Annotated in this window: 22 protein-coding genes; 13 read left to right on the top strand and 9 right to left on the bottom strand. The window is 67.2% G+C overall.

Annotated elements, in window-relative coordinates:
- The first annotated feature begins 93 nt into the window (after nucleotides 1-93).
- From NOCJ54_RS0109925 to NOCJ54_RS0109865, 13 genes are all read left to right on the top strand, one after another.
- The gene (locus NOCJ54_RS0109925; RefSeq protein WP_084255030.1) at nucleotides 94-996 is read left to right on the top strand and encodes a helix-turn-helix domain-containing GNAT family N-acetyltransferase; all 903 of its coding nucleotides are present in this window, start codon (nucleotides 94-96) and stop codon (nucleotides 994-996) included.
- Between the two features lie 17 nt (nucleotides 997-1,013).
- A complete protein-coding gene (locus NOCJ54_RS0109920; protein WP_028655383.1) occupies nucleotides 1,014-2,126 on the top strand; it encodes an ArsO family NAD(P)H-dependent flavin-containing monooxygenase in 1,113 nt (370 codons plus the stop codon).
- A gap of 236 nt (nucleotides 2,127-2,362) precedes the next feature.
- Nucleotides 2,363-3,226, top strand: coding sequence for a bifunctional DNA primase/polymerase (locus NOCJ54_RS24940; RefSeq protein WP_051485676.1), 864 nt, complete (start codon nucleotides 2,363-2,365; stop codon nucleotides 3,224-3,226).
- Nucleotides 3,227-3,563: 337 nt separating this feature from the next.
- Nucleotides 3,564-4,373 carry a hypothetical protein gene (locus tag NOCJ54_RS24935; RefSeq protein ID WP_036517447.1) on the top strand — a complete coding sequence of 270 codons (810 nt, stop codon included), beginning with the start codon at nucleotides 3,564-3,566 and terminating at the stop codon, nucleotides 4,371-4,373.
- Nucleotides 4,366-5,325 carry a ParB N-terminal domain-containing protein gene (locus NOCJ54_RS0109905; RefSeq protein WP_028655382.1) on the top strand — a complete coding sequence of 320 codons (960 nt, stop codon included), beginning with the start codon at nucleotides 4,366-4,368 and terminating at the stop codon, nucleotides 5,323-5,325. Before NOCJ54_RS24935 ends, NOCJ54_RS0109905 begins: the two co-directional genes overlap by 8 nt.
- 50 nt (nucleotides 5,326-5,375) lie before the next feature.
- Nucleotides 5,376-6,041 (top strand): hypothetical protein, encoded by a 666-nt coding sequence (locus NOCJ54_RS0109900; protein WP_051485675.1) that lies wholly within the window; start codon nucleotides 5,376-5,378, stop codon nucleotides 6,039-6,041.
- Nucleotides 6,042-6,047: 6 nt separating this feature from the next.
- Nucleotides 6,048-7,166 (top strand): C40 family peptidase, encoded by a 1,119-nt coding sequence (locus NOCJ54_RS28180; protein ID WP_084255028.1) that lies wholly within the window; start codon nucleotides 6,048-6,050, stop codon nucleotides 7,164-7,166.
- Between the two features lie 42 nt (nucleotides 7,167-7,208).
- Nucleotides 7,209-7,532 carry a DUF6112 family protein gene (locus NOCJ54_RS0109890; protein WP_232221737.1) on the top strand — a complete coding sequence of 108 codons (324 nt, stop codon included), beginning with the start codon at nucleotides 7,209-7,211 and terminating at the stop codon, nucleotides 7,530-7,532.
- A 33-nt stretch (nucleotides 7,533-7,565) separates the two neighbouring features.
- Nucleotides 7,566-7,871: a DUF6112 family protein gene (locus NOCJ54_RS0109885; protein ID WP_028655379.1), complete on the top strand. Its 306-nt coding sequence runs from the start codon at nucleotides 7,566-7,568 to the stop codon at nucleotides 7,869-7,871.
- A 10-nt stretch (nucleotides 7,872-7,881) separates the two neighbouring features.
- Nucleotides 7,882-9,207 carry a conjugal transfer protein TrbL gene (locus tag NOCJ54_RS0109880; protein ID WP_028655378.1) on the top strand — a complete coding sequence of 442 codons (1,326 nt, stop codon included), beginning with the start codon at nucleotides 7,882-7,884 and terminating at the stop codon, nucleotides 9,205-9,207.
- Between the two features lie 6 nt (nucleotides 9,208-9,213).
- On the top strand, nucleotides 9,214-10,665 hold the full coding sequence (locus tag NOCJ54_RS0109875; RefSeq protein WP_028655377.1) for an SCO6880 family protein: 1,452 nt from the start codon (nucleotides 9,214-9,216) through the stop codon (nucleotides 10,663-10,665).
- 609 nt (nucleotides 10,666-11,274) lie between these two features.
- Nucleotides 11,275-11,682 carry a hypothetical protein gene (locus NOCJ54_RS24925; protein ID WP_051485673.1) on the top strand — a complete coding sequence of 136 codons (408 nt, stop codon included), beginning with the start codon at nucleotides 11,275-11,277 and terminating at the stop codon, nucleotides 11,680-11,682.
- Nucleotides 11,679-13,169 (top strand): ATP-binding protein, encoded by a 1,491-nt coding sequence (locus tag NOCJ54_RS0109865; protein ID WP_028655376.1) that lies wholly within the window; start codon nucleotides 11,679-11,681, stop codon nucleotides 13,167-13,169. The genes NOCJ54_RS24925 and NOCJ54_RS0109865 overlap by 4 nt, the downstream gene beginning before the upstream one ends.
- A gap of 10 nt (nucleotides 13,170-13,179) precedes the next feature.
- Here the strand turns inward: NOCJ54_RS0109865 and NOCJ54_RS24920 are convergent, their stop codons facing one another.
- The 9 genes from NOCJ54_RS24920 to NOCJ54_RS0109815 form a co-directional block, all read right to left on the bottom strand.
- A complete protein-coding gene (locus NOCJ54_RS24920; protein WP_232221741.1) occupies nucleotides 13,180-13,857 on the bottom strand; it encodes a lysophospholipid acyltransferase family protein in 678 nt (225 codons plus the stop codon).
- Between the two features lie 71 nt (nucleotides 13,858-13,928).
- Nucleotides 13,929-14,510, bottom strand: a complete 582-nt coding sequence (locus NOCJ54_RS24915) for a PaaI family thioesterase (protein ID WP_051485672.1) — start codon at nucleotides 14,508-14,510, stop codon at nucleotides 13,929-13,931.
- 247 nt (nucleotides 14,511-14,757) lie between these two features.
- Entirely contained in the window at nucleotides 14,758-15,825 is a 1,068-nt protein-coding gene (locus NOCJ54_RS0109845; RefSeq protein ID WP_028655375.1) for a BtrH N-terminal domain-containing protein, read from the bottom strand.
- 41 nt (nucleotides 15,826-15,866) lie between these two features.
- On the bottom strand, nucleotides 15,867-16,700 hold the full coding sequence (locus NOCJ54_RS0109840; RefSeq protein ID WP_028655374.1) for an SDR family oxidoreductase: 834 nt from the start codon (nucleotides 16,698-16,700) through the stop codon (nucleotides 15,867-15,869).
- Nucleotides 16,697-18,226, bottom strand: coding sequence for an aldehyde dehydrogenase family protein (locus NOCJ54_RS0109835; RefSeq protein WP_028655373.1), 1,530 nt, complete (start codon nucleotides 18,224-18,226; stop codon nucleotides 16,697-16,699). The genes NOCJ54_RS0109840 and NOCJ54_RS0109835 overlap by 4 nt, the downstream gene beginning before the upstream one ends.
- The gene (locus NOCJ54_RS0109830) at nucleotides 18,223-18,948 is read right to left on the bottom strand and encodes a transglutaminase-like domain-containing protein (protein ID WP_028655372.1); all 726 of its coding nucleotides are present in this window, start codon (nucleotides 18,946-18,948) and stop codon (nucleotides 18,223-18,225) included. The genes NOCJ54_RS0109835 and NOCJ54_RS0109830 overlap by 4 nt, the downstream gene beginning before the upstream one ends.
- Complete coding sequence (locus NOCJ54_RS0109825) at nucleotides 18,945-20,402, bottom strand: cytochrome P450 (RefSeq protein ID WP_028655371.1); 1,458 nt, start codon at nucleotides 20,400-20,402, stop codon at nucleotides 18,945-18,947. The genes NOCJ54_RS0109830 and NOCJ54_RS0109825 overlap by 4 nt, the downstream gene beginning before the upstream one ends.
- A 118-nt stretch (nucleotides 20,403-20,520) precedes the next feature.
- Nucleotides 20,521-21,738 carry an NAD(P)/FAD-dependent oxidoreductase gene (locus NOCJ54_RS0109820; RefSeq protein ID WP_028655370.1) on the bottom strand — a complete coding sequence of 406 codons (1,218 nt, stop codon included), beginning with the start codon at nucleotides 21,736-21,738 and terminating at the stop codon, nucleotides 20,521-20,523.
- The gene (locus NOCJ54_RS0109815) at nucleotides 21,735-23,123 is read right to left on the bottom strand and encodes a cytochrome P450 (protein ID WP_028655369.1); all 1,389 of its coding nucleotides are present in this window, start codon (nucleotides 23,121-23,123) and stop codon (nucleotides 21,735-21,737) included. The genes NOCJ54_RS0109820 and NOCJ54_RS0109815 overlap by 4 nt, the downstream gene beginning before the upstream one ends.
- Nucleotides 23,124-23,130: the final 7 nt, after the last annotated feature.

Below are 23,130 nucleotides of genomic sequence, written 5' to 3'. Positions count from 1 at the left end.
GACTCCTCAGAACAGTCGGCTAATCTATCGACGTCCGTCGATGGATTTGGACTGTATCGACCCCCGTCGATGAAAGCAAGGTATTCTTTCCCCATGCCGACAACCCCGGTCACCCAGCCGCCCGCGCGGGCCGCCGACAGCCGCCGGCTGCCGCTGTACGAGGACGTCCGCCCGGCGCCGTCACTGACGAAGACGGACGCGGAGAACTACGCCGAGTGGTTCGCGCTCCTGGCCGACCCGACGCGGGTCCGGTTGCTGCACGCGCTGTCGACGTCGCCGTCCGGCGCGCTGCGGATCGGCGATCTCGCCCGGCAGCTCGGGATCAGCCAGAGCACCTGCAGCCACCACGTCGACCTGCTCAAGAAGGTCGGTTTCGTGATCGTGGACAAGGTGGGCACCTCCAGCATGGTGTCGGTCAACGCGGCCTGCTGCACAGGCCTCCCCCACGCCGCTGACGTCATCATGGGCACCCTCTCCTCGCCGCCGTGCTGCCCCGAGGACCTTCCGACCGACGTCACCACCCGCCCGGTCGTCGACGCGGACATGCCGCGCGTGCTCGCGATCTACGAGGAGGGCCTGGCCACCCGCAACGCCACCTTCGAGACCCAGGTGCCGACCGCGAAGCAGATGCGGGCCAGGTGGCTGCCCGGACTGGCCTGGGTGGCCGAGCTCGATGAGGAGGTCGTCGGCTGGACCGCGATCACCCCCGCCTCCAGCCGCGAGTGCTACCGCGGCGTCGGCGAGACCTCGGTCTACGTCACCGAGGCCGCCCGGGGCCGCGGCGTCGGCAAGGCACTGCTGTTCACCCAAGTCACCGAGGCCGACGCCGCCGGCATGTGGACCCTGCAGACCTCGATCTTCCCCGAGAACCGCGCCAGCCTCGCGCTCCACCACTCAGCCGGCTACCGGACCCTCGCCGTCCGCACCCGGATCGCCCAACTCGACGGCGTCTGGCGCGACACCGTCCTGCTCGAGCGCCGCAGCCCGGTCAACTGAACCCCGCCGCCCCGGACGTGCGCGACGTCGTGCGGGAGGTCGACGTCGCCATCATCGGCGGCGGACAGGCCGGCCTCGCCACCGGCTACTATCTGCGCCGCGCCGGCCTAGTCCCCGGTGAGAACTTCGTGATCCTCGATGCCGGTGACGGACCCGGCGGCGCCTGGCCCCGGATGTGGGACGGCCTGCGGCTGTTCTCGCCCGCAAGCTTCTCCTCCCTGCCGGGATTGATGATGCCGCCCTGGAACGACGCCGCCCTCGGGTTCCCGCCCCGTCAGCACGTCGTCGACTACCTCGCCGCCTACGAGTCCCGCTACGAGCTGCGCCCGCTGCGCCCGCACCGGGTGACCCGGGTCCAACGCGTCGACGACGACCCGCGCGGCCGGGTGCTGGTGTCCGCGGCGGGCTTGGACGTGCACGCACGCGTGGTGGTGTCGGCGACCGGGACCTGGGACCAGCCTTTCTGGCCGCGCTACCCCGCCATGGAGACCTTCGCCGGAGAACAGCTGCACGCCGCCAACTACCGCAACCCCGACAAGCTCGCGGAGCGGCGTGTGGCGGTGGTGGGCGGCGGGAACTCCGCGGCCCAGATCCTCGCCGAGGTCTCCGAGGTAGCAGAAACGTTCTGGTTCACACTGCGACCGCCGCGGTTCCTGCCCGACGACATCGACGGCCGGGTCCTCTTCGCCGAAGCCACCCAACGAGTCCGCGCCCTCCAGGAAGGCCGCGAACACGCCGGCGTGGCCGGGCTCGGCGACATCGTCATGGTGCCCACGGTCCGCCGGGCCCGGGACCGCGGCGCGCTCCAGGCTCGGCCGATGTTCGACCGGCTCACCCGCGACGGGGTCGCCTGGGCAGACGGCAACACGGAAGCGGTGGACACCATCATCTGGTGCACCGGCTTCCGCCCCACCCTCCGACACCTCGCCCCGCTTGGCCTGCGCGGGCGGGAAGGCCGGATCGCGACCAGCGGCCCGTCAGGCACCCAGGCCGTCGGCGAACCGCGACTGTTCCTGGTCGGGTATGGCGACTGGACCGGGGCGGCCTCTGCCACTCTGCTCGGCGTGGGACGGACCGCCGGCCGCACGGTGGCAGCGATCAACGAGCGCCTCAGTCTCGCGGGGCCGTGATCGCGCGGTCGAACCAGGCCGGGCGTTCGCGTCACGGCAAGGGACGACCACTTCCTCTCACAAGCAGCCAACGCCAGCAACGCCCGGGTTTCTTAGGGAACGCCGCTGACCTGCGGAAACGCATCGTTCCGCTCGACGTTCGCCGCCCTTGTTACCGGAATCCGGTAACGCTCCCGGGTCAACGTCGGGGCATGTTCGACCCGGCAAAGCCAGTCCCCCAGTGGACAGTGTCAACGATGCAACGCGTCGCAGCCGAGCCCACCCTGGCCGGCGCCGCGGTCCGCTACGCCAACCTGGGGATCCCGGTATTCCCATGTGTCCCGCGCGGCAAGCAGCCCCTCACGCCCAACGGATTCCATGACGCGACGTCATCCGCGCGCGTCGTTCACAGCTGGTGGGAGCGCACCCCCGAAGCGAACATCGGTCTTCCCACCGGCACCCACACCGGCATCGTCGTCGTCGACGTTGACGTCCACACGGGAGGCAGCGGATTCGGTGCGTTCGAGCGCGCGCGCTCCGAGGGGCTCGCCGACGGCTGGGGCTGGCTTGTCCGCACTCCGTCAGGCGGGATCCACGCCTACTACCCCGCCGAGCCGGACCACGAGCAACGCTCCTGGCAGGTTCCGTCCGCCCACGTCGACTTCCGGGGCGATGGCGGCTACGTCATTGCTCCCCCGTCGCGACTCGAGGTCGACGGCGCGAACAGGGCGTACGACGTCCTCGCGGTGACGACCCAGCCGGCGAAGTCGCTGGACGCCGCCATGCTGCGCCAGTTACTGGAGCCGCCCCGACTGAAGCCGGTAGGTCCACCCTCCCGCCTCCCACCCACAGGATGTCGACCAGAGGCACTCGCCCGGGTAGTTGCACTGACTCCCGAAGGCGGACGCAACCGTGCCCTCTTCTGGGCGTCATGCCGCATGGCCGAAGACGGCCAGAGCCGCGCGAACGCCGTCAGCTACTTGATGCCCGCCGCCCAGTACGCCGGCCTCCCCGATCGGGAGATCGAGTCGACCATCGACTCCGCCTTTCGGATCGCGTCCCGGCTCGGCCCCGGGAGCCGCCTGGGCCCTACTCAGCGGACTGAGGCGATCCACCTGTGAACACCCACGTCGAGTACCACCGCCACAGCTACCGTCCGCCCGAGCCAACGGTGCCGAACACCGACGCGGCCGCGAGCGCCCTCGCTCATCACCAAGATCCGTCACTGTCGGCGACTGAAGCGCACGCTCCGGCAAAGGCGCCCAAGGGCATCGCCTGGATTCGCCCGACCGAGCTCGCTTCGTACGTCACTCCTATGGTCGGGCGCGGCATCGACCTCCATGCCGAGATGATCCGCCGCGCACGCCGTACTCCCATCACGAAGCAGCGGTCCGTCCAACGAGGGGTCCACTCCCCCGCGCCGATACCGGCGGCAAATCAGACGGAAGGACTGTCGCTATGAGCCACTCATTCGAAACCGCAACTGGACTGCGCCGGCTGCTCGTCCGTCTGCGGGTGTCCGGCCAGAACGCGTGGGAGCACGACGCCGAGGCCCACGACCTCATGCTCTACGCCGCCCGGAAGTACGAGGCGCTCGCGATCAAGCACCGCTGCGACCCGACCGCCGGAGCTGCAGCAGCGTTCGAGGCAATGCGGACCTACGCGGTGCGCACGGCCGATGACCCGTGGGCCGTCGTCACCATGGCGGTCAAGGTCACGCTCATTGCCGAGGAGCGCGCCGACGGGCTCCTGTGTTCTGTCGACCAGGCCAGGCGGCCAGAGATCTCCAGGCATCATGACGTACGCCGGTTCTGCGACACGGACGCCGACCTGCCCAACTTCCTTCCCGCGCTCGCCGTCGAGCCGTTCAACCGGGACGAGACTCCGCCGACGGGCGCGTACGAAGCGGTCGACGCGACGATCGACCTCTTCACCGCGCTCGGCTGGCCACGAGACACGGCGACCTGCACGCTCGACTACATCTCCGCCCGCCTAGTCGAATCCGGATCACGCCCCAAGGCCCACGCGGCCCTCCGTCGCGACCACACCGCGCGGGCACTCCTCGACATCGAGCAAGAGGCATGGTCGACGGTGCTGCGGATCGTGCTTGGCAATCCGAACCCCGACGAGGCATGTACGTCGGACGGCCACGGCGTCCTTCTGCGACTTCTCATCGGCCACCCGGTAGCCGAACTCCTGGACGACGACCTCCTCGTCTTCGAGATCAGCGAGACCGCTCCTCGACCGAAGGCTCGGATCCATGCCTGACATCCGCGGCCACATCGAACTCGACCGAGCGCTCGACTCGATCACGGTCGGCGTCCGCCACCGCAAGGACCCCGGCGACCTCAAGCCCCTCATGGAGTCGATCGAACGGCTCGGCATGCTCCAGCCGATCACCATCACCCCCGAAGGAGTCCTCGTGTGCGGGTGGCGGCGGCTCGAGGCCGTACGCCGGCTCGGCTGGCGCACCATGAAGGTCTGGGTGCGCTCCGGGATCTCCGACAAGCTCTCGCTGCTGCTCGCCGAGCAGGATGAGAACCAGCTGCACAAGCCGCTCAACGAGCTCGAGAAGGCAGCGCTCTACCGAGAACTGAAGGCGCTTCGAGCCGAAGACGCGGAGCGGCGGATGCAGGCGACGCAGTTCGGGGGCTCCGGGTCCGCACCCGGTGCGGAGCCAGGTGAAGCCGGTGACGCTCGGTCACATGCGGCCATGGCAATCACCGGCAAGGCGTCGTACAACACCCACGAGCGGGTCTGCGCGCTCATGGACTGGGCCTCCCGAAAGGCGACGCCGCCGGAGATCCGCGCGATGGCGAACGACGCGCTGAAGAGGATCGAACAGGGTGAGCCGGTGAAGCCGCTCTACGTCCAGGTCAAGGAAGCCTTCGACCAGGCGCAACGGCCTCAGCCGGAGGAAGAGACGGATCTCGCGCGGCTGGCGCGCGAGGCACGGGAGCGTGCCGAGCGCGAGGCGCGCGAGAAGGGCCGCAAGAACCTCAAGCGCAGCCACGGACCGAGCAGCCACTACAGAAGCGTCCGCTCCTTCAACCTGACCTGGACCGAGCTCGACGGGTGGACGGAGCTGTACGACGTCGACGCCCTCGCCGCCCAGCTCACACGCAGCGATTGGGAGCGCTTCGACCGCGTCGTGACAGCGACGATCGCGTTCCGCGACCAGCTCGTTGCCGCGCGTCGGCACGCCGCGACATCGGCATAGTCAGCGCACCTATCGGGCGTCCCTGAAATACGTCGCCACTCGGAGCTCCGATGTCCAACCTGACCGGCCGCCAGATCATGCTTCTCCTCGGATGCGCGCTCGCGATTCTGACCGCGGCCATCGGCATCTACGGCCTTATCCGCGGACCTGGCGGCACATCCTCCGGAGCACCCGACGGGCCACCCACGGCTGTCGAGGTCGTGGCGGACCCGACCAACCCGGTCGACACCCTGCGGGATCGCTCTCTGCCGCACACTACCGACGCGGTGGCCTACGCCCGGGCCGTGGCGGTCTCGCTGTTCGACTGGGACACAACGGCAGGGTTCCTTCCGACCGACTACACCTCGGCAGTCCTGGCCGACGCCGATCCCTCCGGCGAGGAGACACCCGGCCTGCTAACCGACGTCGCGACGTACCTCCCGACCGTGGAGCAATGGCTCGACCTCGGTGCGATGGAAGTCGAGCAGACCATGGAGATCGACGAGGCCTACGTGCCTGACTCCTGGGCAGACGCCGTCGAGCAAGCACACGGGCATCTGCGCCCAGGGACGACAGCCGTGACGATCACGGGCACCCGTCACCGCACCGGAGTCTGGAACGGCGAGGTGGCCGAGTCGTCGTACCCGGTCTCCTTCACGATCTTCGTCGCCTGCCAGCCGTCCTTCGAGCGCTGCCACGTCCTGCGCCTCTCCGAGCTCGACAATCCACTGAGGTGAGCCCGGATGGGCATGAAGGTCCTCGCCGTCGGCGCCGCAGCCGCAGTCCTGCTCGCGCCTGGAGCCGCCGTCCTCGGAGTGGCAACACTCGTGAGCCCGGCAGCCGCAGGATCAGGCAGCTGCATGTGGGACGGCCAGGCGACCTCGAGCCTCGGCGTTGCTGGCCCTGTCCCGGAGGGGCTCTCCGCCACTAACACGCACGGCGAGACAGTCACCCTCGACAAGCAACAGCTCACGCGGGCCGCGACGATCATCGCCGTCGGCAACCAGCAGCAGATACCGGCGCGCGGTCAGCTCATCGCGATCATGACCGCCCTGACGGAGTCGTCACTCCGAGTCCTGTCGAACACGAGCGCCTACCCACATTCCGCGGACATCCCCAACGACGGTGACGGCAGCGACCACGACTCCGTTGGCATGTTCCAACAGAGACCCGCCGCAGGCTGGGGCGCGGTCGAGAACCTCATGGATCCGGTCTGGTCGACCCGTGCCTTCTACGGCGGGCCGAACGGGCCCAACCACGGGTCTCCGCGCGGACTCCTCGACATCAATGGTTGGCAGTCGATGGACCCAGGAGCCGCAGCGCAGGCTGTGCAGGTATCCGCGTATCCGGACCGGTACGCCGTCAACCAGCCGATCGCCGAGAAGGTCCTGAGCGCTCTCAGCGGCGTCGCGCTCACCAGCAACCTCGACTGCGCCCAGCCCGCCGGCGAGCTTCCCGCGAACCTCCCACCGGGCTTCCCTGGGGCCTTCGTCACTGCGGCAGCCACACAACTCGGCAAGCCGTACGTCTGGGGCGGAGGCAACTTTGAAGGACCCACCGGCGGAGGTTTCGACTGCTCCGGCCTCGTGCTCTACGCCGCATACCAAGCCTCAGGGGGACGCATCCGACTCCCCCACTACAGCGGCTCCCAGATTCACGCCGGACAGGGCATCGCGTGGAGCGACAAGCGGCCCGGAGACCTGATCTTCTTCGGCTATCCGGGCGCCGGCCGCCCACACCACGTCGCCATCTACGTCGGCGGCGACCGGATCCTGCACGCGCCCCGGACTGGCGATGTCGTCCGCTACGGAACGATCGGTGAGTTCGCGGGTGAGGTCATGACCGTTCGCCGGCTGGGTTGACCGCCAAGAAGTGTCCACCGTTTGAGGGCTCGACCCCGCCAGATGCGCGCGGTCTCCGCCGCGCACCTGATGACCGTGAGCCCACGCAATCTGGTCAGGGCTGAAGTTGGCCCAGACTTCGGTGCAGTCGGCGGCGCCGGTGACCTCCGAGCCATCGTCGGTGCCCTCCTGACCTATGGCCTGATCATCGCCGTACTCATGCTCGTCATCTCGGCTACGACCTGGGCCATCGCGTCCAACTCTGGTAGCTGGCACACAGCCCAGAAGGCGAAGGTTGGCTGTTTCGTCGCGATAGGCGGAGCCACGCTGACCGGTGCCGCCCTGGGTTGGGCGAACTGGCTGCTGGACATCGGCGCACACCTCTAAGACGTCCGCCCGTCCGACGTCAGGAGCCCTCCGATGAACCTTCTCACTGCAGCTCTCCTGCTCCCCCTCGACATCCAGATCGATCCGAACTCCAACGGCCTGCCTGGAATCGGCCAGCTCAAGAAGATCGTCGGGGCATCGATGACGGTCGGTCTGGTCCTCGCCGTACTCGCCCTGATCATCTCGGCCATCGTGTGGGCGTTGGGAGCCAACTCGTCCAACCCGCACCTCGCCGGTCGCGGCAAACTCGGCGTCCTCGTAGCGCTCGGCGCCGCGATTGTCTGCGGCGCCTCCGTGACCCTGGTGAACTTCTTCTGGAACGTCGGCCAGCAGGTCTGAGGAACCTGTCATGAGTGTCTGCGACGTCCCGGTGATTCACGAGGTCTGCAACGCCGCTGGCGATGCGGCCGGCGCAGTTGTGACAGCGCCATTCGATTGGCTCGCCCAGGGCATGGGCGGTGCGGCCGAATGGATGTTCACCTCGGTGTGGAAGGTCATCGACACCACGACCGTCGTCGATGTGACCAGCGGTGAGTACACGAAGGTCTACAACATCATGTTTGGCGTCGGCGTCTTCGTGATGCTCGGCTTCTTCATGCTCCAGGTCATCGGCGGCATGATCCGCCGTGAGCCAGCCGCTCTCTCCAGAGCTGCGCTCGGGCTCGCGAAATCGATCCTGGGATCCTTCGTCGCCCTCGCTCTGCTCGCTACGGCGCTCGAGATCACCGACCAGCTCTGCATCGGCATCGTCAACGCCGCCGGCACCAACATGAACGAGATGGGCGACAAGGTCGCCGTACTCGCCGCCGGACTCGGCGCGATCAACCTCAGCGCCCCGGGCGCCGGCGCGATCCTGACGATCTTCCTCGCCAGCCTCGCCATCATCGGCGCGATGGTGGTCTGGATCAGCCTCCTGATCCGGAAGGCCCTTCTGCTCATCGCGATCGTGTTCGCGCCCATCGCCCTGGCCGGATCCAGCTGGGACCACACCCGCACCTGGCTCAGCCGCTGGGCGACCTTCGTGATCGCCATGATCCTCTCGAAGGTCGTCCTCGTGGTGATCTTCCTGCTCGCCACCGCTCAGGTCTCGGCCCCGATCGACGCGGACCTGGAGTCCGTGAGCCAGCCGATGGCCGGCGTCGTCCTGATGCTGATGGCCGGCTTCGCGCCGTACCTGACCTACAAGGCCATCGCCTTCATGGGCTTCGACATGTACCACGCGATGTCCGCCGAACAGGAGGCCAAGGCGTCGCTCAACCGGCCGATGCCGATCCCGCTCGCGCGCCGCACCGGCAGCGAGCCCACCAAGATCCTCGGGGACGGGGGCGGAGGTATGACGACCGGTGGGCCGCCCGCGGTCACGCCAACGGCGGGCGGTGGCGGACCGGCCGGAACGACGTCAGGCGGCGCCACCGCTGGTGGCGGTTCCCGTGGCCTGACGGCAGCCGGTGCCTCGGGGGGCGCGGCCGCCGCGGGCGGCGCGGTCGCCGCGGGCGGCGCGGTCGCCGCGGGCGCGGTCGTGGCGAAGGAAGCAGCGGCGGCCGGCCCACGGCTCGGAGGCTTCGTTGCCGCCCAGGCGACGGGTCAAGCCCAGGCTCACGATTCGGCGGCGCCATCGACGGTCCCGCCGCCGGTCGCGGACTCGACACTTGCCGAGTCCGCAGGATGGAAGTGATCGGCAGTGAGTACGCCGAGCAGCGCCGAACCGTCGCTGACACCGATCAAGTTCTCGCGGCTCACCAAGCGCGGGATCCTCCTCGGGTTGTCAGGTCCGCAGCTCGTGATGGCGAGCCTGGCCGCCGGGACCCTGATCCTGGGCCTCTATCTGGGCGCGGTCGTCATGACCTTTCCGATCATCCTCGTCTTCGTCGTGTTCGGATTCGTCGGCGTCGGTGGCCGGAAGATCATCGAGTGGGGACCCATCGGAGCACGGTGGCTTTGGCGCTCCGCTGGCGGTCAACTGTTGTACCGACGCCGCGTGGTCAAACCGCGCCCGGCAGGAACACTGGCGCTGCCCGGTGATGCCGCTCGGCTCAGGCAGTGGGTCGATCCGGAGACCAGCGCAGTCATGGTCCACGACCCGCACGCCGCCACACTCACCGCGATCGTCGGCGTCTCCCACCCCGCCTTCGTGCTGCTCGACCCCGCGGAGCAGGAACGTCGGGTGGTCAGCTGGGGGCGCGTGCTCGCGACCGCCTGCCGATCCGGACGCCTGGCTTCGCTCCAGGTCATGGAGCGCACGCTCCCCGACTCCGGAAAGGGACTGGCGGACTGGTGGGAGCAGCACGGGAACCGGACCGAGACCTGGGCGTCGAGGACTTACGGCGAGCTCGTCGACCGCGCCGGCCCGGCCGGCGAGCGCCACGCAAGCACCATCTCGATCTCCCTCGACATCAAGACGGCTGGTCGAGCGATCCGGGCCGCAGGTGGCGGGAACCGCGGCGCTGCCGCAGTACTCCGCCAGGAGATGGCGACTACGCTCGCGGCCCTTCGGTCAGCAGACCTCTCCCCCTCGGACTGGCTTACGCCTGGCGACCTTGCCCTCATTCTTCGCTCGGCCTACGACCCGGCCGTCGCGGGCGCCCTGGAGCGGCACGGCGATGTCGGCCGTGATCTGGCGACAGCCGGCCCGGTAGCTGTGACCGAGTCGTGGGGCAGCCTTCGCAGCGACTCCGCGCACCACTGCGTTCTCTGGATCAGCGAGTGGCCGCGCTCACTGGTCTTCCCTGGCTTCCTGGCACCACTGCTCCTCTCCTCCGGGATCCGGCGGACGTTCTCCATCCTCTATACGCCGATGCGCACCGACAGAGCGGCTCGGGACATCCGCAAGAAGAAGACCGAGTACATCTCCGACGCCGCCCAGCGACAGAAGATCGGGCAGATCGACGACGCACAACAGGCGGCCGAGTACCAGGACGTTCTCCAGCAGGAGGCGGACCTGACCGCCGGCCACGGCGTCCTACGGGCAACCGGCTTCGTCGCCGTCAGCGCGAGCGATCCTGACGAGCTCGAGCGCGCTGTCGCCGCGATCGAGCAGGCGGCGATCCAGGCGTCGTGCGAAACGCGGCGGCTCTGGGGACAGCAGGCTCAGGGCTTCGCCGTAGCCGCGCTGCCACTCGCGCGAGGCGTCTAGAGACGCCGGAACCACCTTGAAATCTCGATTCCGGGGACAACGGCCGACGGCATACTCCAAGATTCTGCCCAGACCCCGCAGGTGACCCGAGACGCCTGCGGGGTCTTCCGTTCCCCAGAAGGTGTCGGACATCCGGCGTAGCGTTCCTCCATGGCCTCGATCCCGCACCAACCCCGCCCTCCGTGGCGGGTGTTGTTCACGGATCGGAGTCGTCACCATGGCGGACTCGCCTCACCGGCAGCACAAGGGCTGCCAGCTCTGTAAGCCCCACAAGAACCGTCGCAACGGGCGCGCCGTGCGCGAGCCTTGACCCGTGCTTCGCAAGACAGGCAAGCGCCGCCGTGTCCGCCGCCGGGACATCGGCGACGCCGCCGACGAGTAGACCGGCTCAGTTACAGGGGGCGCCCTCACAGCAAGGCCGGATGTAACCGCAGCCGTCGCAACGCTCGTGAGAGGTCTCCCAGCGCATCAGGGTGCCGCAGTTCGGGCAAGGCTCAGTTAGGTCGGCCACGGCCCTAGGGTAGGTCGGCCCGCGAGCGCGACCCCGGCGACACGGCGGACCATCACGCGCACCTCATCGATGAGAAGCCCATCGACTGAGGAGCACCAATGCCGACCTTCAACGACCCGGTCGCCGACGCTGACGAACTCCGGGAAGCAGTCCGCGGCCTCGCCCACGCGACGCGCTCGATCGAGGATCCGACCGCGATCTATGCCGTGCTCGGGTCCATCACCTCCACGCTCGCGTCGCTGAGCCAGTCGCTGCACCAGCTCGGCCAGTTCCACGATGGCCCAACTCGCAAGCAGGCGTGGATGAACGGCGATGCACACGCCGGGCGGGCGGCGTCGTACAGGGAGTCCTGGGAGCTGCACCGCGCCGCCGAGATGATCCACCAGGTCGCCGAATGCGTGGACCGGGCGCACGAGATCGAGGCGACGATCGCCTACGACATCCACGACTACCCGTCATTCGCACCGGTTCAGCGCTCGCCGCACCAGCCAGGGATGTCGCTGTGACCGGGTGGCAGGACGGGCGCCTCCACTCAGCCGTCCTCGTCTCACCAGGCCGCGAACGGCGGCACGATCGCAAGCTCCGCAAGGCGGCTGCGCGAGAGCTCCTGTCCACCGATCGCGAAGCCCGGCGTACCGAGGCGAAGCGCAAAGCTGAGCAGCTCTCGGCTGAGAAGCGGGCAACGGTGACGCTACCCCGCCCCGGCGAAACGGGCCCGGCCGCTCTCCGCACGCCCGGACGATTCCGAGTCCCACGCCATCAGGACACGTCAGCAACCCTGGCGGGCGCGTACCCGTTCCTTGCCGAAGGCGGCCTGGGCAGCGAGGGCGTATTCGTCGGCCAGGACCTGTACTCCGGCAGCTCGTTCGTCTACGACCCCTGGATCCTCTACGCCCGCGGCCTCATCACCGCACCAAATCTGGTCCTTGCCGGCATCGTCGGTTCCGGCAAGTCCTGCCTCGCCAAGAGTCTCTACACGCGATCCATCCCGTTCGGCCGCCGCGTGTACGTGCCCGGCGACCCCAAGGGCGAGCACACCGCGGTCGCCGAGGCCGTAGGCGGCCGAGCCATCGCCCTCGGCCACGGGATGCCCAACCGACTCAACCCGCTCGACGAAGGCCACCGACCATCTGGCCTCGACGATGCGCAATGGTCCAACCAGATCGCCTCCCGCCGCCGAGACCTCGTCGGCGCGCTCGCCGAGACCGTGCTCGACCGCCGCCTCAGCCCGCTCGAACACACAGCCGTCGACATCGCGATCGACCGCACAGTGCGGAGCACCGACGTACCCGTCCTCCCGATGGTCGTCGACCGGCTGCTCGCACCGGACCGCACCGACGACCCGGATGGGCGCCTCACCGAGGACGGGCGACTCGTCGGGCACGCCCTCCGTCGGCTCGTCGCCGGCGACCTCGCCGGCCTCTTCGACGGGCCGTCCACGGTCACTTTCGACCCAACGCTCCCGATGATCTCGCTCGACCTCTCCCGCGTCACCGAGAACGCGACCCTCATCTCGGTCCTGATGACCTGCGCGTCGGCGTGGATGGAGTCAGCGCTCCTGGATCCCGCCGGAGGTCAGCGCTGGGTCGTGTACGACGAAGCGTGGCGGCTCATGTCGCACCCAGCCCTGCTGCGGCGGATGGACGCGCACTGGCGGCTCGCTCGCCACTACGGCATCGCGAACATGCTGATCTTCCACAAGCTCACTGACCTCGACAACGTCGGCGACCAGGGTTCGGCAATGCGTGCGTTGGCCTCCTCGCTTCTGGCGAACGCCGAGACACGGATCGTCTATCGCCAGGAGTCCGACCAGCTCGGCGCCACCGCCACCGCACTCGGGCTCACCGGCACCGAACAGAGCCTCATCCCCACGCTCGGCACGGGCCAAGGCTTGTGGCGGATCAAGCACCGGTCGTTCGTCGTCCAACACCAGATGCATCCTGCCGAGGTTCAGCTCTTCGACACAACGGCCCGGATGACTGGAATGCTCTAAGAAGCCGAAGCTACTCGGTGCGCGGTGCCCTCTTCCGCGCCGGATATCGGGTGCTGTCACACCCCGTTGAAGTGTTCGCGAGGCCAGGCCGCTCATCGGCCAGTTCCTCCAGCATGCGGCCGAGGGTGTCCGCCAGGCGACGCGTCCCGGCATCGACCGCGTCAGGCACGGCTCCGCGCTGCGTGAGATCGGTCAGATCCAGCGGACGACCGATGCTGATCGTGACCGTCGTGCGCTTGGACAGTCTCGGCCGTCGACCATAGGCGGGGAGGATCTCTTGGGCGCCCCGCTGTGCTACCGGAATGAGCGGTGCACCTGTCTCTAGCGCCAATCGGACGGCGCCTGTCTTGAGAGGCATCATGCGCCCACCTGGGTCTTTCGTGATCGATCCCTCGGGGTAAACCACGAGAAGTGCACCGCCACGAAGTGCCATCAACGCGGCGCCGAATCCGTCCGCACCATGCGATCGATCCACCTCGACATGCCCGGCAGCGCGGAACCACCATCCCACGACGCCCTTCCTGAAAAGACTGCTCTTGGCCAAGAAGGCCGGAGTCCTGCCGTGCGCGAGCACCAGCTCGGCGATGAGCAGGGGATCCACATGGGAAACGTGGTTCGCGGCAAGGACAGCGCCGCCACACGACGGGATCTGTTCGAGCCCACGCCAGTCTCGACGGCGGACCAACACCAACACCGGCTTGCAGATCAAGAAAGCGACCCACCACGCCACGCCCCAACCAGGCCGGATTGCATGAATCCTCACCGGCACTCCGCCTCCAGCTGTGTTTCTGGGTCAACCGCGGTGAAGTGTTCAGGGCCGACCACCACGAAAGTGGCCCCGGCCGATCCGGCCTTCTGACCGGCGTCGTCCCACGCGTCCGCATGAAGTAGCAGCCGACGTCCTTCGTGTTGCGCCACATGGGCACGGAACGTGTACGTCCGATGCAACCGGAACGGGGCTCGGTAATCGATGGTGAGGCTGCGTGTGACGGCGAGCGACCCAACGGTGTAGAGGGCGAACCCGAAGAGGTCGTCGAAAGCGAGAGCGACCGCTCCTCCGTGTGCGATACCAGGGGCGCCTACCTGGCCCTCGGCGAAGCGATGCACAGCTTCGACGCCCAACGCCGTGCGGACCGCGTGCAAATGCAGGCCGGAGGGATTATCTGGCCCGCACCCGGCGCAGTCGGGCGAGTGCGGGGGCAATGTCTGGCCAATCTCCACCGGAGTCTGGCCGGCGAGGTGCGACGCCCACCGCGAGATCGTTTCCCGATCGCGGGGCGCTCCTACTTCGGTGCCGCCCTGCGCATGCTGGTGGTCGCCTTGGTCCAATGCTTTCGACATCCGTGTCACTCCTGGTCCCCTGTCTGCCTCAGGACCTCCGAATGGGGCGAGCCGTCGGCAAGCTCGATGGCAGCCAGGGTGTGCAGCGCAGCACCCGTCGAGAGCAACGCCAGCTCGTGACGCAGAACTGCTGTGGTCGTCGGGAGGACGTTCAACATCGTTCTCTGCATTCGATTCCTAGATTCATGTGCACTTCTTGACGGAGCGATTTCGCAAGCACGCAACCTCGGGATGACGATGGAGATGATCAGTGATCTCTCGCGTTCAAGGAGATTGCGGCACGCTCGAGGGACTCGACGAGACGCAACTCCAACTCCGGTAGCCGGCTGGCCGTCCGGACCAGGTCGTCAATCCGCGACCGCGGATGGGTGTCGCGTTTGACCGCGGCGCGGGCGGCGTCTGTCCAGCCTTGTGCGCAACGGGCGGCTTCGGTCGCAAGCTCAGCGCTTGCCGGGTCGCCGGTCAGTCGTGCGACCTCAGCGGAACCGTCTGCGAGCAGTCGGCGGAACAGTCCGCCGCCGGTGCCTGCCTTCTCGATGAAGGCACCGAGGCTGAACAGCAAGATCCCGAGTTCGTCTTCGGGAAGCTCCGCCCAGGTCGCGATGTCGTCAGCGAACAAAGCAACCGCCTCCAGGCCTTCGGAACCGACGGCGGCAGTGGTTGGGCCGGCAATGCTGTGGCGTGACGGATTGCGCATGTTGCCTGCGGATTGGGAGAACGCGCTTGCAGCGACTTCCGCGATGCCGGGCAAGGAGGGGGGCCAGGTGATGCGGTACGTGCAGTGACGAGTGGGTTGCGGGAACGCCTGTGAGGCCCGTGCCCGAGCCAACGCTGCCAGCGGAACCTCCTGCGCCTCGGCGCGATCGTTGTCCACGACGTAGGCGAGTTGTCTCTCATCGTCATAGCCGATGACGACGATGTCGTGGCGGCTCATCTGCAACTGGACACGGAGATAGGGAAGCTCGGCGATGTCGCCCCAGATCAGGCTGGGCCTGCCGGCGTCGAGTTCCTCACGCACCCACGACCAGCCCTCCCCGGGATCGTCGGTGGTGAGCACCTGCACGACTCCGCCCAGTCGTGTCGGTAGATCGACTTCGAAGTCGGCACCTCGTCCCACCAGGTACAGCGGGGGAAACAGTTCGCTCGACCGGAGGTAGGAGAGCCCTAGGGCGCCGCCGAGCGCGAACACCAGACCCTCATCGGGCGGGCCGTCCCATCCCAGACCGTGCCAGTGCAGGAGATCGCGCATCGCACCGGAGCCGCAGTGTCCCCCCATTCGATGGGGGTAGTCCTCGACCAAGGCGGTGACGGTCATGTTGCGTCCTCTCGTGTGCCGGATGGTTCTGGAGCGTGGAGTCAGTTGTTCCGGATTCGGTCCAGGTAGGCCTGGCGCGCGCCCATGTCGACGTCGTCGAGGAAGACCGAATCCGTGCCGAGGGTCGAACCCAGCGCGGAGGCCAACCGTCCCGGCACGAACTTCATTGCTGCGACCATGCCTCCGGCGAGGCGGGTGACGCGTACGAACGGGCGGGGACGTTCGATGAGCTCGGCTGTCGCCCGAGCAATCTCCTCGGGCTCGGCGTTGCGCAGCCCCTTGGCTCCGGTGGTGCCGGCGACGAGCTCGGTGTTGGTGAATGTCGGCCGAACGGTGGAGAGCTGGACTCCGGAGTTGCGGTACTCCTGTCGAGCTGCCTCGGTGAATCCGATGACCGCGAACTTCGTGCCGCAGTAGGTAGCCAGGCCCGGTACGGGGAGCTCCCCGGCCAGCGATGCGGTGTTGATGATGTGTCCGGCCCGCCGCGGCAGCATCCGCTGGAGGGCGAGCTTGGTTCCGAAGATCACTCCGAGGACGTTGATCTCCACCTGCCGCCGGGTCACGTCGTCGTCCTCCTCGTGAGCGTGCCCGGTGGGCATGATCCCCGCGTTGTTGACCAGCACGTCGAGGGGACCAAGCTGGTCCTCGACCATGTCGAGAAATGCACGGAATGAGTCGGTGTCAGTGACGTCGAGGCGGGTGACAGCAGAGATACCGAGCTCATCCGCCGACTCCTTGACACGGGCCTCATCGATGTCGCCGATGGCGACCCGATGACCGCGTCGGATCAGCTCCTTCGCGGTCTGATAGCCGATGCCGCGAGCTCCACCGGTGATCGCAATCGTCTTGGCGGGGAGGGAAGTGGTGCGCGTCATTTGCTCTGTTCCTTGTTCAGGCCGAGGCGTTGGCGCAGGCCGCGCCCGGCTGCGGCGCGCAAGACCGTGGCGGCGATGGCCGTGCGCCGGGCGGAGTACGGGTACCACGTAAGTTCTTTTGGCAGGACGGGAAGTCGCGGCTCAGTGACCGCTCGGACGCGGCAGTACTTGTGCAGCCCGTCGGGTCCTCCGAGCCGGGCGCCCATGCCGGAGGCCTTCCAGCCACTGTGAGGCAACGTCATCGCGAAGAGGTTGCTGAAGACGTCGTTGATGTTGACCGCGCCGGCCTCCAGGCGCCGTGCGACGCGGCGGGCGCGAGCGTGATTGCGAGTCCACACTGTCGCCGACAATCCGTACGGCGAGTCGTTGGCCAGTCGGATGGCCTCTTCTTCGTCGGCGACGCGCATCACCGGGATCGTGGGTCCAAAGGTCTCTTCGGTCATGCAGGACATCGTGTGATCCACGCCGACGAGGACCGTTGGCGCGTAGTAGTTTCCGGCCGCTCCCCGTCTGCCGCCGGCCACTAGCTTCGCTCCCGCCGCCACCGCCTCGCTGACGTGGCGATCCGCGATGTCAACCTGTCTCGCGGTCACCATCGCACCGACATCGTTGCCGGCGTCCGCACCCTGGGTCAGGGACTGCACGCGCTCTGTCAGGCGGGCCACGAACTCCTCGTAGACCGCAGCGACGACATACACGCGCTCGACTGAGATGCAGACCTGCCCTGCGTTGAACAGGCCACCCCAGGCGACGCCCTCGGCCGCTCGAGCGAGGTCGGCGTCCTCCAGCACGATCGCCGGATCCTTGCCGCCCAGCTCCAGACTCACCGGTTTCAACTGCTCAGCACAGCGGAGGGCGACCTGGCGCCCTGTCGCTGTCGAGCCTGTGAACTGGACGAAGTCGGCGGCGTCCGCCACTGCGGCACCAGCGCCGCCGGCTCCTGTGACATGGGCCAGGACTGGTGGAGCGCCGATCTCACGCCAGCCGTCGATGACCCGCGCACAAGTCAGCGGTGTCTCCTCCGAGGACTTCACCAGTACCGCGCAACCAGCAGCCAGTGCGGGGGCTGCGTCCATGAGGAATAGGGTGATCGGGAAATTCCACGGGGTGATCAGACCGACGAGAGGGTAGGGCTGGTAGGTCCGGGACAGTCGCTTCGGCAGGCTCAGGACGCCCGCGGTCTTGACCCTTTCGTCGGCGAGGAACTCTTCCGCATGGTCGGCGTAGTAGGTGATGAACTCGCACGACGCGGTCGTCTCTACGAGAGCGTCAGGACGCACCTTGCCCGTCTCGGCCTGTAGCAGGTCGGTGAGCTCATCGGAGTGAGCGAGGATCCAGTCGCGCCAGAGGCGCAGCCACCTGGAACGATGCCGCGGACCAGCCTCGGCCCATGCACCTTGGGCCAGGCGGAGCTGCGTGGCACGGCGGTTCACGGCGTCACGGTCGTCAACGGACACGGTTCCCACCAGCCGACCGTCGGACGGGTTGCGCACTTCGAGTGCGGCACCTGTAGTCGTTGTGATCATTGATCCTCCTGAGGCGAAGTGGACCGACCTGAGGAACCATCGGCTCTGACCGGGCTGGCGGGCCCGGCGGTGAAGGCGTCGTCGATCGCGTGCGCCGAGGCCTGGACCATCGATCCATATGTGGTCCGGAGCTCGGTCAGGATCGCGGTCAGGGGAAGGTCGTCAAAGACACCTCGGTCGCGGACGTACTCCATGTGCTGGGTCCCGTCCCCAGTGAAGGCGTGCATGAGCGCGTCGTGCTCACCGTCGAACTCCACAGGCGGGACACCGAAACGAGCGCACAGTTCGACGTTGAACGCCGGGGTGGCCTTGAGCCATTTCCCGTCGATGTGGAGGCTGCTGTATCCGTGGTAGACGAACAAGTCGGTGCCGCCCATGAGGGTTCGCAACGATTCGGTCTGCAGATGGTTGCGCACATCGGCGAACCCCAACCGCGCTGGGATTCCGGCTGCACGGCACACCGCGGTCAAGAGCACCGCCTTCGGGACGCAATAGGCGCGCCCTGCTTGGAGGACGAAGCTCGCGCGGTAGTGGGTGGGGTCGGTCGACACGGTGTAGGGGTCGTACCAGACTTGGTCGCGGACAGCAGTGAAGAGGCGCTTCGCCTTTTCTTTGTCGCTGCGCGCGTCCCCCACGGTGGCCTCGGTGAAGGCGCGGACGTCCTCGTGCTCGGTGTCGAGAAACTCGGTCGCCGCCAGGAGCGTCGCTGGTGCGCGACTCATCGTCGCTCCAGTGTGATCGGCAGCCCGTCTACCGGAATCGGTAGGGATGTGTTGTCCCATCTGACTTCGTAGCCGTCGGGGACCGTCCATCGATAGTTGCGCAGCATGTGGTGAAGGATCGCCTTGACCTCGAGTGTTCCGAAGTGGAGACCAATACACTTGTGCACTCCCCCGCCGAACGGGATCCACCCGAAGCGGTGATGCTGGTCCTCGCGCCGCGGCTCGCTGAATCGGCTCGGGTCGAAGGCGTCAGGGTCGGTCCAGCACGATTCATCGAAGTGGTTGACCGCCGGAGCGACGGCCACCAGTGTGTCAGCTGGAATGTGGTGACCCGCGATCTCTGCATCCTCGATGGTCTTGCGCATGACGATCGGCACTGGCGCCGCCAGGCGCAGCGTTTCCTTGATCACGAGATCGAGAGTCACCAGCGACTCCAGGTCGTCGATGTTCGGGGTCCGTTCACCGATGCGGTCGGACTCGGTCCGGGCCCGTTCCTGCCACGCCGGGTGCTTGGCGAGAAAGTAGGCGGCGGCCGCGGTGGTGATGGTGGAGGTGTCGTGGGCCGCCATCATCAAGAAGATCATGTGGTTGATGACGTCCTCGTCGGTGAAGGCCTGTCCTTCGGGCGTCCGCGCATGACACAGTCCCGCGAAGAGGTCGCTGCCCTGACCGTTGCGCGCTGCCGGAAGGTGACGCGCGAAATAGGCCTCCAGCAAGGCGCGCCCACGGACACCGGCTCTCCAGCGCGTGCCAGGCAGCGGGACCCGGACGATCGAGCTGGCGGCGCGCACGGTCGCCACGAAGGCTTCGTTGATCGCAGCGGCGTCCTCGCGTCCGCCCCGCCCTGCCATGAAGACCTCTGTCGCAACGTCCAGGGTCAGCGTCTTGAGCAGCGGGTAGATGCGCGTGGACTTGCCGGCAGTCCACTCCGGGATTCGCGCCTCCAGCGTCGGTCCGAGCTGGTTGACGTATCCAGCGAGCCGATCGCGGGTGAACGCCTCCTGCATGATCCGTCGATGCATCTTGTGTTCGTCGAAACTCATCAGCATCAGGCCCCGGTGAAAGAAGGCATCGATGAGGAAGGTCCATCCGTCCTGAGAGAAGGACTTCGCCTTGGTGGTCAGCGCCTCCTGTGTGGCGTCCGGGCCGGCCACTACCACCACCTTGGTGCCAAAGGCGCCCATCCACGTCACCGGCCCGAGCCGCTCGTGTCTGGCACGCGCGAAGTCGGATCCGTATCGGATGTAGTCCAGGGTGTGGCCGAGAACCGGGAATCCGGCCGTCCCTTGAACGGACTTGAGGCCCGAGCCTGCCGGAACGGGGGCGAGGTCGCGGACCGGCCACCGGTCCTGGGCCTCACACAGGGCTCTGTCTACCCGAGCCGGTAGCGGGACGAGAAGCACCGACGACAGTCGGGCGCGTCGGTTCGGCGCCAGCCGAAGGAGGTTCGTCATCGGTTGTCCCTTCTACGAGCGGTTCCGCTTCTCGTTGTCCTGCGACTACCTGATGGGCCGGTTCTCCGGACAACCGCGGCCCGACTCAGGCCACGACGGTGATTCGACTCGAGGGCCATCACGCACCGAGGTCACTCACGGTCACCAGGGGCAACTCTGCCCGCCCAACGCCCTGAGTTGCTTGCGTTAGAAGCCGCTTGCTGAAGACGAAGTCGCGGGGGCGGTTGACACAGTCCGCGGCGATCAGCTCGCCTTGGCGGAGGTAGAAGCAGGTGAAGTCGCGGTCCCGGTTCGGATCACCGCTGAGGACGACTTCGTCGTACCCGGTGTTGAGTCCAGCGATCTGGAGCTTGACGTCGTACTGATCTGACCAGAACCACGGAAGCGCCGTAATCTCCCTGCACTTTCCAGAGATTGTCGCGGCCGCCGCCTTCGCCTGCTCCCCCGCACTGGGCACGCACTCCAGGCGGACCCGACTGCCGTAGCGGGCGATGTCTCGACTCGTGCAGTCGCCGGCCGCGACGATGTCCGGATCGCTGGTCCGGGCCCGGTCGTCAATCACGACACCGTTGTCGATCACCAGGCCAGCGGATGCGGCGAGTTCAGTGTTCGGCTCGATACCGATACCAACAATGACGAGGTCTGCCGGGACTGATTCACCGCTGGACAGGACCACTTCGCGGACCCGAGCATCACCCGCGAGGGCCTCGACCAGGGCGCTCGTCTGAATGCACACCCCCTCCTCACGGTGGATTCGATCGAAAAATGCCGAGACCTCGGGGGCCGTCACGCGTTCGAGGACTCGCTCGGTCGCCTCGAGGACGGTGACGTCGAGACCCAGCGCGCGGAGTGAGGCGGCCGTCTCCAGCCCGACATAGCCGCCACCGACGACCACCGCCCTGCTGCCCGGTTTGGCTGTCGCTCTGATCAAATCCACGTCCGCGGCGGTGCGAAGGTAGTGGACTCCGGCAAGGTGGGCTCCCGGAACCCGGAGCCGTCGCGGACGCGCGCCGGTGCACAAAGCCAGCTTGTCGTAGCCCAGCGACTCGCCGGTGCTCAGCGATACTCGACCAGCAGAGCGGTCGATCCGCTCCACGGTCGCACCGAGAAGGCGGATCTCTTGGCGCGCGTAGAACTCTGCGCTGCGGATCGCCAGTTCCGCGAGTGTGCTCTTCCCTGCCAGGTAGTCCTTCGACAAGGGAGGGCGTTGATAGGGAAGTGCCGACTCGTCACCGACCAGGACAACCTCGCCGGCCCAGCCTTCCTGGCGCAGACTGGCGGCGACTTGGGCACCGGCATGGCTTGCCCCGACGATCACCGCTCGCTGCACGCTCATGCGGTGGGCTTCGCGGTGAGCCGGACCATCAGCTTGCTGATGCCCCGTACGAAGTTGGACTGTACGTACTCCGGCTCCCCCACGACCTCGATCTTCTCGAAGCGCGGGAGCAGTTCCTCCCACAGGACCCTCAGCTGGAGCTCGGCCAGCCGATTGCCCATACAGCGGTGGACGCCGAAGCCAAAGGCGATGTGGTTGCGCGCGTTGGGCCGATCGATGATCAGCTCATCCGGACGCTCGAACACGGTCTCGTCGCGGTTGCCGGAGGCGTACCACATCACGACCTTGTCGCCCTTGCGGATGAACTGGCCGTTCAGGACTGTGTCCGCCTTGGCGATCCGGCGCATGTAGGCGAGCGGAGTCTGCCAGCGGATGATCTCCGACACCATGTTGGGGATCAGGTCGGGGTTGGCCTTCAGCTTCTCAAATTGATCGGGGAACTGGTTGAGCGCAAGAACGCCGCCACTCATCGAGTTGCGGGTCGTGTCGTTGCCCCCGACGATCAGCAGCACCAGGTTTCCGAGGAACTCCATGGGGCGATCGATCAGGTCCTTGGTGTTCTCGTTGCTCTGCAACATGGTGATCAGATCGAAGCCCGGTTCCTCCCCTGCGGCAGTTCGGGCGGCCTTGTCATGCCAGAGCGCGCTGAGACCTCGCGCCATGTCGCGCATTCCGTGGAAGACCTCGTCGTTGTCAGAGGGACCGCCGTTCGCCTGCTCCATCGACGACGCAAGATCTGACCAGTAGGTCAGCTTGTGTCGTTGCTCGTACGGAAAGTCGAGCAAAGTGGCCAGCATGCGGCCCGTCAGCTCGATCGACACGTGTTGCACCCAGTTGAAGGGTTCGCCGACCGGAAGGCCGTCCAAGACCTCGCGGACGCGCTGTCGGATGAGACTCTCCATCTCGCGGAGGTTCTTCGGCGCGACAACGCCCTGGACCGCCTGCCGCTGCAGGTCGTGCCGCGGCGGGTCCATTGCGATGAACATCTCGATATCGAGGAAGCGGGGTGGCACGCCGATCACGATCAAGGGTTCGGCTGAGAAGACCTCATGGTTCTTGTCGACGGCGATGATGTCGGCGTGCCGGGTGACCGACCAGAATGGCCCGAACGGGCTGTTCGACTGATAGTGGACGGGAGCCTCGTTCCGCAGCCGCTGGAAGTAGGACTGCCAACGGCCCTGTCGGTACAGGAACGGATTGCTGAGGTCGATGTCCGCGAGCTCGACTTCTTCGACTGGCGGGATGGGACGCTCGACGAACATTCGCTCACCGTTGGTGCCCGTCACCCACCTCCTCGTCTTGTCGTAGAGATGCGCACCCTGGATCTGCCGCTCCATCGGGATGGCTGACTGAACTTTGGCAGTGATCGCCTCAGGAATCCTCATGATTTCG

The sequence above is a fragment of the Nocardioides sp. J54 genome (genome assembly GCF_000519005.1).
Lineage (GTDB): Bacteria > Actinomycetota > Actinomycetes > Propionibacteriales > Nocardioidaceae > Nocardioides.
Note: the sequence above shows the minus strand (reverse complement) of the source record. Positions and strands in the feature narration are given on the sequence as shown.

Coding starts and splice junctions, on each gene's coding strand:
- NOCJ54_RS0109820 (WP_028655370.1), bottom strand. CDS start 21,738: ATGAGCGTGCAGCGAGCGGTGATCGTCGGGGCAAGCCATGCCGGTGCC.
- NOCJ54_RS0109830 (WP_028655372.1), bottom strand. CDS start 18,948: ATGAGTCGCGCACCAGCGACGCTCCTGGCGGCGACCGAGTTTCTCGAC.
- NOCJ54_RS0109905 (WP_028655382.1), top strand. CDS start 4,366: ATGCCTGACATCCGCGGCCACATCGAACTCGACCGAGCGCTCGACTCG.
- NOCJ54_RS24940 (WP_051485676.1), top strand. CDS start 2,363: ATGCAACGCGTCGCAGCCGAGCCCACCCTGGCCGGCGCCGCGGTCCGC.
- NOCJ54_RS24925 (WP_051485673.1), top strand. CDS start 11,275: ATGCCGACCTTCAACGACCCGGTCGCCGACGCTGACGAACTCCGGGAA.
- NOCJ54_RS24935 (WP_036517447.1), top strand. CDS start 3,564: ATGAGCCACTCATTCGAAACCGCAACTGGACTGCGCCGGCTGCTCGTC.
- NOCJ54_RS24915 (WP_051485672.1), bottom strand. CDS start 14,510: ATGTCGAAAGCATTGGACCAAGGCGACCACCAGCATGCGCAGGGCGGC.
- NOCJ54_RS0109815 (WP_028655369.1), bottom strand. CDS start 23,123: ATGAGGATTCCTGAGGCGATCACTGCCAAAGTTCAGTCAGCCATCCCG.
- NOCJ54_RS0109925 (WP_084255030.1), top strand. CDS start 94: ATGCCGACAACCCCGGTCACCCAGCCGCCCGCGCGGGCCGCCGACAGC.
- NOCJ54_RS0109880 (WP_028655378.1), top strand. CDS start 7,882: ATGAGTGTCTGCGACGTCCCGGTGATTCACGAGGTCTGCAACGCCGCT.
- NOCJ54_RS0109825 (WP_028655371.1), bottom strand. CDS start 20,402: ATGACGAACCTCCTTCGGCTGGCGCCGAACCGACGCGCCCGACTGTCG.
- NOCJ54_RS0109885 (WP_028655379.1), top strand. CDS start 7,566: ATGAACCTTCTCACTGCAGCTCTCCTGCTCCCCCTCGACATCCAGATC.
- NOCJ54_RS0109890 (WP_232221737.1), top strand. CDS start 7,209: ATGCGCGCGGTCTCCGCCGCGCACCTGATGACCGTGAGCCCACGCAAT.
- NOCJ54_RS0109900 (WP_051485675.1), top strand. CDS start 5,376: ATGTCCAACCTGACCGGCCGCCAGATCATGCTTCTCCTCGGATGCGCG.
- NOCJ54_RS28180 (WP_084255028.1), top strand. CDS start 6,048: ATGGGCATGAAGGTCCTCGCCGTCGGCGCCGCAGCCGCAGTCCTGCTC.
- NOCJ54_RS0109845 (WP_028655375.1), bottom strand. CDS start 15,825: ATGACCGTCACCGCCTTGGTCGAGGACTACCCCCATCGAATGGGGGGA.
- NOCJ54_RS0109840 (WP_028655374.1), bottom strand. CDS start 16,700: ATGACGCGCACCACTTCCCTCCCCGCCAAGACGATTGCGATCACCGGT.
- NOCJ54_RS0109835 (WP_028655373.1), bottom strand. CDS start 18,226: ATGATCACAACGACTACAGGTGCCGCACTCGAAGTGCGCAACCCGTCC.